This window comes from Runella zeae DSM 19591 (genome assembly GCF_000423565.1).
Taxonomy (GTDB): Bacteria; Bacteroidota; Bacteroidia; order Cytophagales; family Spirosomataceae; genus Runella; species Runella zeae.
Genome location: NZ_AUIF01000032.1, coordinates 137,276 through 143,444 on the forward strand (window position 1 = coordinate 137,276; position 6,169 = coordinate 143,444).

Annotated in this window: 5 protein-coding genes; 3 read left to right on the forward strand and 2 right to left on the reverse strand. The window is 43.4% G+C overall.

Annotated elements, in window-relative coordinates; all coding sequences use genetic code 11:
- Positions 1–16 precede the first annotated feature (16 nt).
- On the forward strand, positions 17–1,078 hold the full coding sequence (locus tag G563_RS0108820) for a polysaccharide deacetylase family protein (protein WP_028665009.1): 1,062 nt from the start codon (positions 17–19) through the stop codon (positions 1,076–1,078).
- Positions 1,079–1,150: 72 nt separating this feature from the next.
- Positions 1,151–2,332 carry a sialidase family protein gene (locus G563_RS0108825; RefSeq protein WP_028665010.1) on the forward strand — a complete coding sequence of 394 codons (1,182 nt, stop codon included), beginning with the start codon at positions 1,151–1,153 and terminating at the stop codon, positions 2,330–2,332.
- Positions 2,333–2,383: 51 nt separating this feature from the next.
- Here G563_RS0108825 and G563_RS0108830 read toward each other — a convergent pair whose 3' ends face one another.
- A complete protein-coding gene (locus G563_RS0108830) occupies positions 2,384–3,223 on the reverse strand; it encodes an SGNH/GDSL hydrolase family protein (RefSeq protein WP_028665011.1) in 840 nt (279 codons plus the stop codon).
- Positions 3,224–3,560: 337 nt separating this feature from the next.
- Here G563_RS0108830 and G563_RS0108835 point away from each other — a divergent pair, with 337 nt between their 5' ends.
- Positions 3,561–5,771 carry a hypothetical protein gene (locus tag G563_RS0108835; protein WP_028665012.1) on the forward strand — a complete coding sequence of 737 codons (2,211 nt, stop codon included), beginning with the start codon at positions 3,561–3,563 and terminating at the stop codon, positions 5,769–5,771.
- A 117-nt stretch (positions 5,772–5,888) separates the two neighbouring features.
- On the opposite strand, the gene G563_RS34065 is transcribed toward G563_RS0108835, so the two are convergent.
- On the reverse strand, positions 5,889–6,169 hold a 281-nt coding region (locus G563_RS34065; protein WP_037326233.1), incomplete at its 5' end, for a transposase family protein.

Consider the following 6,169-nt stretch of genomic DNA (forward strand, 5'->3'; position numbering starts at 1 on the left):
ATCACTTCATCCAACGATGTTTTACAAAACACTTAAAACATGGGTAGTTGCGTCCGCTGCTATCATGCCCCTAGTGAGCAATGCCCAGCAAACTTATGCCGAGCAACTCGGTTGGCCCAAAGGTGCTAAGATAGTCATATTCCACGTAGACGACCCCGGTATGTCGTACTCTTCCAATCAAGGCACTATCAAGTCGGTAGAACAAGGCGTAGCTACTTCGTGTAGCATTATGTTTCCTTGCCCTTGGTCGGCGAGTTTTGTAAATTATATTCTGAAGAGCAATCCTAATTTAGATGCAGGCGTGCATCTTACGCTTACCTCAGAATGGCGCGATTATCGCTGGACACCCTTGGCGGGATTTCAGAATGTACCTAGTCTGGTGGACAAAGAAGGTAATCTATGGCACGAAGTAGCCCAAGTGGTTAAAAATGGTACCGCCGACGATGTTGAAAAAGAAATCAGAGCACAAGTAGAACGTGCCCTTCGCATGGGACTTAAACCTACTCACCTCGATTCTCACATGGGGACACTCTTTGCGCATCAACCTTTTTTGGAAAGATATATCAAAGTAGGGGCTGAGTACGGAATTCCGGTGATGTTTCCGGGCGGCAACAATAAGCTCCTTCGCGAATGTCAGCTACATCCTGTTATCAAGAAGCTCAAAGCCGAAGGAAAATGGAAAGAAGGTATGCAACTTCCCGACCCTGAATTGCTCAAAATGACGGGGCCCGTAGGTCGCAAAATCTGGAGTTTGGGCTTGCCCGTATTAGATGATTTACACACCATTAGCGGTGATTGGAAACCCGAAACCTCTAATCCTACCCCTGAAGAATGGGGCAAATACAAAGCACAAAAGTTCATCGAAACGCTAGACGCTATGCAGCCAGGTTTGGCAATGTTTATCATTCACAGTAGCGACATTACGGATGCTTTCAAGCACATCAGCGCTTCTGGAGGCTCACGCTACGCCGATATGCTTTCGATGATGAGTCCAGAACTGAAAGCCCACATTCAATCCAAAGGAATCATCCTCACAACTTGGCGCGAGGTAATGGAACGCCGCAAGAAAGTAAAGTAGAAATTGCAAATGACCAATTACCCTAACAAGGGTTTGAACTTTGTTAGGGTTTCATGATTTAACAATGATTACATGAAAAAAATAACCTTATTATTATTCCTTTTGAGTTTTTTTGTTGTGCCGTCAATGGTGGCTCAAACCTCCCCTATTGTTCGTCATAATCTCATTTTTACGCCTCAAGAAAAACACGTGCATGGCAGTAGCTTGGTAAGCCTGCCCAATGGTGATTTTCTGGCTGCGTGGTTTTATGGTAGTGGCGAGCGCACCGCCGACGATGTCAAAATCATGGGAGCCCGACTCAAAAAAGGCGAAACTCAATGGAGTGAGCCTTTTGAAATGGCTGATACGCCACACCTTCCTGATTGTAATCCTGTATTGTTTTTAAATCAACAAGGCAAACTTTTTTTGGTGTGGATTGCGGTTCAGGCCAATCAATGGGAGCAATCTATTTTGCGCTTCAAAACTTCTACCAATTATACCAAAAGCGGAGCACCCGTCTGGGAATGGCAAGACAATATTTTGCTCAAACCTGATGAGCGTTTTGCCAAAGAGGTAGCCGATAAATTCAAAAAATTACCAGATTACACCGCCGGGTGGGCTGGCTATGCCCCCAAATACGACGATATGATTATCGAAGCAGCCAAAGACGCCCCCAAGCGAAGCATCGGCTGGATGACCCGCATCAAACCCCTCCAAATGGATAATGGCCGCATTGTATTGCCGCTTTATTCGGATGGCTACAATTTTTCGATGATGGCGATTTCAGAAGATTTTGGGGCTACTTGGCGACCTAGTCTCCCACTCGTAGGCCGTGGGCCGATTCAACCCGCACTTGCCCAACGCAAAAATGGCAACCTCGTAGCTTATCTGCGCGATAGCGGCGACGAACCTACGCGTGTACACATAAGCGAATCTTCAGACAAGGGAGAAAGCTGGACAGCTTCTACCAAAACAGAGATTCCTAACACGGCAAGCGTAGAACTATTGAATTTGAAAGATGGACGCTGGGCATTTTTAGGAAACGACATCGACGACGGGCGTTATCGCGTTAGTTTGTATCTTTCGGACGATGAAGGTAAAACTTGGAAATGGAAAACGCGCCTCGAAGATCACCCCCGCGACAAAGGAGGATATTCTTATCCTTGTTTGGTTCAAACCGCCGATGGTCTTTTACACATTACTTACTCTCATCATGCCGACAACAAAGCGAAATCAATCAAATATGTGGTCGTGGATCCTCAAAAAATGAAATAACCTAATTAACCACTAAGACACATCCTTAGTGTCTTAGTGGTTAAGATAAAATTACTTCTTCATAAGCTTCACCAATTTTTTGGAAATCACCTCATAGCCTGCATCAGAAGGGTGCAACCCGTCGTAAGTCATGGCGATTGACTCTACGGGATAAGGGTATTCGTCGGTTTCGGGATTGAAAGGCACTTCGATGAAATGAGGATAAGCGTAGTTTTTATATTGCCCCGTTTGAGGATCTTTGAGCCTTTTGAATTTTACCAGTTTCTTCATTCCCAACTTTTTGTCGTGATATAAGTCCACCACTGGCAGCTGTTCGTGCTTTCCAATTTCCTTAATAGCATCCGCAAACTGCTCCAACATCTGCCCTTTCTTGTCTTTGTAGGAGCCGTAGGCATTGTTTTTGAAGTTGGCGATATACACAAAATCAACTCGCTGCATAGGCGTAATCAAAATGATTTTAGCAGCAGGATTTAGGCTACGCAATTTATTGATAATCACCCTAAAAGACCCATACAAGGTTCCAAATCCCGTATTGTTTTCATAATCGGATCGAGTCCCCAAAGGACGGCCTCCCCACCAATCGTTTGTACCCAAAAAAACAGAGTAAACATCGGCTTTCACCAAATTCAGACTTTCGATTTTTTCGGCAATCCGCGCCGCCGTCCAGCCATTATGCCCTTGGTTGATGTATTGGATATGAGGCAATTGTTCGGTCACCATCGTCATATATCCTTTGGTGACACGATTGCCCGTCTCATTTTGGTGGTCGTTGAGATACGTAATAGAATCTCCAAGTGCCACCCACGTGATTTTTTCGGTAGAAAATGAACTTAAAATACCAATCACTACTACCCATAAAAGCCATTTTTTTAACCCCTTTGTTGGATACATATTCATCAAAATTTGTTTTTTAAATTGTTTAGTTTATATGATTTGCGTCGGAGACGCAGCTCCATTGTGACCCAAATGACAGTTTGGCTCAAGCCATTGCTCGTATGTCAGCGATAACGGCGATTTGTTTAAAAGTGTACCAATTTGCACCTTTATTTAAAGGTATTTTCTTCCATTTTATCCTTACTTGTGACTACAAGGTTCTAGGGTTTGGTTTCTCTTGTTTGTTTTTTTCTTTCTTCCAAAATAGCCTACGCAATGAGATACAGCGTACTATAAATATTCATTCAAAAACGAAATTTTATTTATTACTAACCAACACCAATATTCCCTTTTTATGAAAACCACTTTTTTGTTCTTGAGCGCGTGGTTGTGTGGTGGGGCTTTGTTTGCTCAAAAGCCCAAGCTTCCTGTGCATAAAGACGTACCATACGTACAAGATTACAGTGTCAAGTATTATTTTCACGAAAACGCTACGCCTCGCAAAGTTTATACCGATCTCAATGGTGTCACAAAAGTATGTACCCAAGCAGGTTTGTACCAACCTTATGCGGGTCAATTCCTCTATCCAGGCACCCTTGAAAAAGACGGCTCCTATCGCCCGATTGCTGACAAAAAAATCGCAAATCTTGCCTTATACCAACAGCAGTTTGTGATGATAGACGACAAATCCGTATTGAGCGACGCCTGGGCGGGCAAACTCTTCCTCAAGCATTCGCTACCTAATGCTTATCTCTTAGCGGGTGGCAAAGATTTTGGCTTTTTGATTTCGGACGGAAAGCAAATCGAATACCTCATCAAAGACGCCCCATCCACCAAAGAAACCCTCTCCGAAGTCCTTGATTTGAAGTATGATAATGCCGCCGGCAATTTTTTAATATTGACCCCCACTGCCCTTTATGGTTTTTCGGAAAAAGACAAAAAAGCGCAAAAAATCTACAGCGGCACCGACCTTACTTGTTTTGAAATATGGGCGGGTAAAATTGTTGTCGGCACCAAAAATGGGTATTTAGAATTGGATAAAACGGGAAAAATTGTCACGCCTATCCAACAAAAACTACCTTGGACTGAGCTGACTTGCATCACCGCAATCGGCAATCAGTTGTGGTTTGGCTCTACCGAGGGGGCTTTTCTTAAAAAGCCTGACGGCAAATTTAACTATTATGCTTCTGAGCGCTGGATTCCTTCTAACAAGGTTGTTCATATCGCGGCAGGCGATGAAGGTTCCGTAGTGATTTTGACCGACAAAGGCGTTGGAAAAATTGTTTTCACGCCCATGACGTTAGAAGAAAAAGCTCGTATTTACGAAAAACAAGTCCGCACGCGCCATATTCGCAATGGCTTCAACGGTACGCTGGGCCACATGAAAAACGGCAATCTCTCGACCGGAAGGCTACAAGATTCGGACAACGACGGACTCTGGACATCGATGTATCTGGGCGGCCAAATCTTCAGATACGCCGCCACCAAAGACCCCCAAGCCCTCCAAAACTGCCGTGAATCGCTTGATGCGATGGAACGTCTCTACACCATCAATGGCGTCCCTGGTTTTCCTTCTCGCTCTTTTGAAAGACGTGGCTATAAATACGACGACCAACCGTGGCGCCGCACCGACGACCCCGAATGGGATTGGAAATCTACCACAAGTAGCGATGAAGTGATTGGACACATTTTTGCATTTGGGGCAATGGCCGAACTTATCGACGACAAAGACCTCAAATCTCGCTCCATTTCCCTCATTGATACCCTTATGAGTCATGTCATCAAAAATGATATGTACCTCGTAGATTGGGATGGTAAGCCTACGCTTTGGGGTAAATGGAATCCTGTCTATGTCAACGGTTTCCCTATCAATGTAGGCGACCGTAAACTCAATTCATCCAATATCGTGGCGATGCTCCAAACAGCATATCACTTTACAAAAAAAGAAAAATACAAAGCCAAGGCTTTTGAACTTATGACAAAGCATGGCTACTACCAAAATCTCATGCGCCCCATGAAAATCATCGGACAAGCTCCCGACAATGCCGACGATTGGAGCAAAAAACTTTCGGGTGATTGGAATCATTCCGACGACGAAATGTACTACATGGGCTACTGGGGCTTGTACAGATATGCCTTCAATGATACGCTCAAAGCCAATTTCAAAAAGGCAATCGTGGACCACTGGCAGTTTGAACGTCCCGAAAAAGATGGATTATGGAATATCTTAACGGCCATTACGGGTATTCAAGACTTTGATTTGGAAGAATCGGTTTGGTATCTGCAAGAATATCCCCTCGATATGATTGACTGGACGGTAAAAAACAGTCACCGCAAAGACATCGAATTATTACCCCCCAATTTTATCGAACAAACCACCAAAGAAGTGCTTCCTCCTGATGAGTTGGGCATCATCCGCCACAACAATAGCCGTTTTATCCTCGACCGCAATGGGCGCGGAAGTTCGGAGATGAGTGCTGGCGATATTTGGCTTTTGCCTTATTGGGCAGGGCGATATTTGGGTGTCATTAGCCCTGCTACTTCAAAAACAGTTGTAAAAAAATAATTGTGCTTTAAACATCTTGGCAAGGCTCCTTCAAGACCTTGCCAAATTTGTTTTTTAGACTCCCAAACAACCCACCTTATGTTTCTACAAACATTAGAGTTGTTTTCTTGTTGATTACTAACAAGTTATCTTTTTCTTAAAGTCGATTTTGAAGTTCCAAAGGCCTGCGCATAATTCAATACTTTCATCAAATTTTTCCTTAGATTTTCCTCTATACTTGTTAATTAAAATATGATAACGTTTTATTCCTGCAATTGCATTTTCTACAAAAACTCGCTTTTTACTAATAGACTTGTTGTAGTTTTTTTGCTCTAATGTTAAGCTTGGATAAGGATTTTTTTTGCTTTTTTTGGGCTTTTTAAATGGAATCTTTAAAGACAAAAATTTGTATTCTTTCT